This is a genomic window from Roseomonas sp. CECT 9278, assembly GCF_918698155.1.
GTDB lineage: Bacteria > Pseudomonadota > Alphaproteobacteria > Acetobacterales > Acetobacteraceae > Neoroseomonas.
In genome coordinates, this window is the sequence record NZ_CAKKLX010000101.1 from 1 (window position 1) to 4,041 (window position 4,041).

General features: G+C 64.7%; 4 protein-coding genes. 1 reads left to right on the plus strand and 3 read right to left on the minus strand.

Features of this window, described 5'->3' with window-relative positions; genetic code table 11:
- The 3 genes from LQ222_RS26015 to LQ222_RS26025 form a co-directional block, all read right to left on the minus strand.
- The coding region (locus LQ222_RS26015; RefSeq protein WP_230169785.1) for a calcium-binding protein at positions 1-1,080 on the minus strand (1,080 nt) is incomplete at its 3' end.
- A 289-nt stretch (positions 1,081-1,369) separates the two neighbouring features.
- Complete coding sequence (locus LQ222_RS26020) at positions 1,370-1,636, minus strand: hypothetical protein (protein WP_230169786.1); 267 nt, start codon at positions 1,634-1,636, stop codon at positions 1,370-1,372.
- A 330-nt stretch (positions 1,637-1,966) separates the two neighbouring features.
- Entirely contained in the window at positions 1,967-3,139 is a 1,173-nt protein-coding gene (locus LQ222_RS26025; protein ID WP_230169787.1) for a helix-turn-helix transcriptional regulator, read from the minus strand.
- 341 nt (positions 3,140-3,480) lie between these two features.
- Here LQ222_RS26025 and LQ222_RS26030 point away from each other — a divergent pair, with 341 nt between their 5' ends.
- Positions 3,481-3,939 (plus strand): hypothetical protein, encoded by a 459-nt coding sequence (locus tag LQ222_RS26030; RefSeq protein ID WP_230169788.1) that lies wholly within the window; start codon positions 3,481-3,483, stop codon positions 3,937-3,939.
- Positions 3,940-4,041: the final 102 nt, after the last annotated feature.

The following is a 4,041-nucleotide window of genomic DNA, read 5'->3' on the forward strand; positions in this document are numbered from 1 at the left end:
CTGCACGCGGCCGAAGAAGCTCTCCGTCACGCCGCCCAGCGTCACCGCGATGGTGTCGTCGCCACCATCGCCGGCGAAGAAGCCGCCATCGGCACTGTCCGTGATGCTGTCGGCACCCTCGCCGCCGCGAACCTGGTCATTGCCGGCGCCAGTGGCGATGGTGTCGTTGCCGGAGGCGGTGAAACTCTGATCGTCGCCGTAGACGACATCGTCGCCTGCGCCCGTCGTGATGCGGTCGTTGCCACCATTGCCGACGAAAAAGACGGAGCCCGCGCCGCTGGGGGTACCGTCGAGGGTGTCGTTGCCGGCGCCCGTGCGGATGGTGAAGGATTCGAAGCCTGCCGCGCTGGTGCCGTCCGTGCCGGTCAACCCGCCCGCACCGTTCACCGTGTAGCCAAGGCCCGCCGTGGCGTCGTCGCGGTCGATCGAGACGCTGTCGATGCCCGCACCGCCGACCAGCGAATCAACGCCAGCATAGGAATACACGTAGTCGTTGCCGTCCCCGGCATCGACCGTGTCGTTGCCGATGGTGTCAAAGAAGTTGTCCGCATTGATCTGGTCATCCCCGGCGCCGCCGAGGATGCTGTCATTGCCCTCGCCGCCGTTGAGCTGGTCACCGTCGAAGCCGAGCCCCGTCGCTGCATCCGACCCCACGATGGTGTCGTTGCCGGCATCGCCCGTGATCGACGCGCCGAAGCGGTAGGACGGGTCCGGCGTATACTCCACGCCGGTGCCGCTCGCGATGATCCGGTCGTCGCCCTCGCCACCGGTGATCTGCACGCGGCCGAAGAAGCTCTCCGTCACGCCGCCCAGCGTCACCGCGATGGTGTCGTCGCCACCATCGCCGGCGAAGAAGCCGCCATCGGCACTGTCCGTGATGCTGTCGGCACCCTCGCCGCCGTTAACCTGGTCGTAGCCGATACCGCCCTCCAGCGTGTCGGCGCCGTCGTTTCCACGCAGGACATCATCCCCGCCAAGCCCGTCCGCAACATCCCCGATGCTGTCGAAGCCAGCGAAGACATCGCTCTCCTCGGTCGCGCCAGGAGTGGTTTCGCCGGTCGCAGCACTGGTCCAGGACATCGAAGGCTTCTCCGGGGAAAGGCTGTCAGGTCAAGGCAAGCCGGCCGCCCAGTGCCAGACGGCACTGGCACACACGCCCGGTCCGGGCGGCGGCCAGGTTCGCGGCAAGGGCAGCGGCAGGCGGCACGGTTGCGTCCGTCGGTCAGGTGCACCGCGGCAGACATGCCACGGGACGCTCGATAGCTTTGGAATGACGCAAGTGTGAATGAAGGTTAACTGCGCCCGCATCATCAGTTGTGATGATGCCGGATGAAGTTTCGACGCGCCGCCGGACCCGTCGCGGCCCGGGTCAGGCGACCGTCCCGCCTGGCAGTTCGGGCAGCGAGGCCAGTAGCGCCTTAAGCTGCCCCAGGTTCGCGAACCCGAGCTTGTCGATCAGCCGCCGCACCTGGGTCCGCACCGTGGCGACCGACACGCCGCGATCCGCGGCGACTGACTGCACGCTGCGCGCACCGCTCAGCGCGGCCGCCACCTCGGCCTCGGTCTGCGTGACCCCGAGCATACCGGCCAGCAGCCGCGGATCATTGGACCTCCGGCGTCCCAGCAGCCGGAACATGTCCATGCCCGCGCCGGAGCATGGGCCTGATGGCGCCAGGGCACCCGGGATCCGACCCACCAGCGCCGCGAGGTTATCCGCCACGAGCGAGCCGCGCAGCATAAGGCTGGCACCCGCGCGCACCAGCCTTCGCAACCCGCCCGGCATCCGGGCGAATGGCGAGAAGGCTCTGCTCACCAACGAAGGCATTTTTGTGGGCAGGGGCAACGATCATCGCCGCCTCACCACGCGCTTTGACAAGCTCGCTCGAACCTACCTCAGCACCGTCGCTCCCGCGGCCATCTGGCTGTGGACACGTATGGAGTCCAGGACCTAAGGCGGCGCACCTGATCAGGGCGCCGCGAGCAGCGCTTCGAGCTCGCGCAGGCTTCTCACACCGGCTTTCTCGAGGATGTGGCGGACCTGCGTTCGAATGGTGGGAAGCGATACCCCACGCTCCGCGGCGATGGTCTCCGCCTGCCGCCCGCCGAGCAGCGCCTTTGCAACGGCGATTTCCGCATCCGTCAAACCAAAGAGCGCCTTCAAGACATCATTGCGAAGGGCGACCGGACGCGCGTGATCGCGGACAATCACGAGCACCCTACCGGTATCGAGCGGTCCGACGGACAACGGACGCGGCGACAGTGCGCGCGGCAGCGGCATCGCAAGCAGGATCAGTCGCTGGTCGCTCTCGGCGAAGCGCAACTGAATGGCACCGCCGGCACCAAGTTGCGCTGCCTCCTCGACCAAGCCGACGAACCGGGCCTGGTCAGCCAAATTCGTGAGCGACAGCTGGGACCTACTGCTCGGCCGGTCTAGCGCCGTATCCGGACGAAGACGCAAGGCCCCCGAACCGGCCAGACGCTCCATGGCTGCATTCACGTAAACGACCTCCCGGGCGCGATCGACGATCGCGATGCCGGATGCAAGATGCTCCAGAGCCGCAAGCCCAGCATTGGCAAGGCTTTCCGTCTCTTGCAGGCGCTGCGTCAGGAACAGCGCGTTGCGAAGATGAGGAAGCAGCGGGCGAAGTCGCGATACGTCATGCTTGGCGTAAGGTTCGCGGTCGCGCGTGCGGTGCAAGCCCATCAGAACGTGCGAACCGTCCCCCAGGTTGAAGCTCGATCCGAGCAGATGGAACGCGCCGATATGTGGCCGGGACAGATCCTGCCAAACTTCGGTTTCCTCAAATTCAGCCACGGGAACGTGCTCATGGCCAATGAAGCAGCTCAGTTCGTTCTTTTGCGGCCTGAGCCGGCGTGCGACGCGGGCCCAAGGGTCAACACGGTGAAAATGTTCCCCGTAGAGTCGCAGCGCGAGATCGGAAAACCCGGGGAACGCGATCGGCAAGATGCCGTCGTGCCGGTCCACGAAAAGCATGGCTGTTGAACCGCCGAATCTGGCACTCACGTTCGCGCAAGCATCGGTCCAGGCTTCGGGATCGGAGACGGCACGATAGAATCGTTCGGCGATATCGAGTGCGTCCCGACCTTCTTGCGTGGTTCCGTCCCATGACTGCCCCATTGCTGCCGTTCCTCGCCGCGCAAATAACGATCGAAAACAGAATTCATGATGACTTCTATCCTGTTCGGGAGTCTAGCATTCCGTTTTCGTAAAGTGTAGTCCGACAACCAACGCGCGGCGCGCATCTCGTTCGGCGCGCGTTGAATGTTCAACAAACGGATTCGCTTCCCGCTGCACAATGGAAAGCCGGCAAACATAAGCCGGTCGAACCTTTTCACGAATGCTCAGCATCAGTCATAGTAAGGCGGCTGCCAACGTGAACGCGACATAGCGTCGACAGATCCGCGGCGCCCACTTCGAGGACGCAGTGCAATCGGCCAGATATTGATCGGAATACCGAGGTGACATTGCCCCAGACCCGGCCCGCGCTGAAACGCATCATCGTCTTTGCACGTAACGCCGCCGGCATACCAGCTTGGTCGATAGTCGCGCCACCAGAGGCGCGAACCCTGGCTGCCCAAGGAGATGTGATCACACCAGAGGAGGTCGTTGCCTGGTTCAAGCAGGCTGCGCCCAACTGGCAAAATCCCGACCCAACCACTTCGGCGCTCGGGACTTTGGTCAGCGCCCTCAATTTGGTTCGTGTCACCGTTGAGAGTGGGATCAGGCAGCAGGATGGAGGTGCGCGGGCGATGAAGCTCGCCGCCGCCAACAAGGCTGTCGAGGCGCTGAATGCGGCGCTGCCCGAGCTCATCGAAGGTGCATCTGCGCACCGGAAGTCGATGCTTGACGCGGGTCGAATGCCCCTGATGAGTGCGGATGATCTGGCAGCGCTGGTCGTGTCCCATCGCGTGGTGTAGGAGCGATGATCGCTGGCGGGTTGGGCCGCCGTGTCATGCTGTCACGGCGGACAGGCTGACATGGGGAGTGTCGCTGACGGCGCCGATGGTTTCCAGGGTCAT

Bases quoted from the DNA above. Each gene is read 5' to 3' on its own strand.
- LQ222_RS26020 (WP_230169786.1), bottom strand. From the start codon at position 1,636: ATGTTCCGGCTGCTGGGACGCCGGAGGTCCAATGATCCGCGGCTGCTG.
- LQ222_RS26025 (WP_230169787.1), bottom strand. From the start codon at position 3,139: ATGGGGCAGTCATGGGACGGAACCACGCAAGAAGGTCGGGACGCACTC.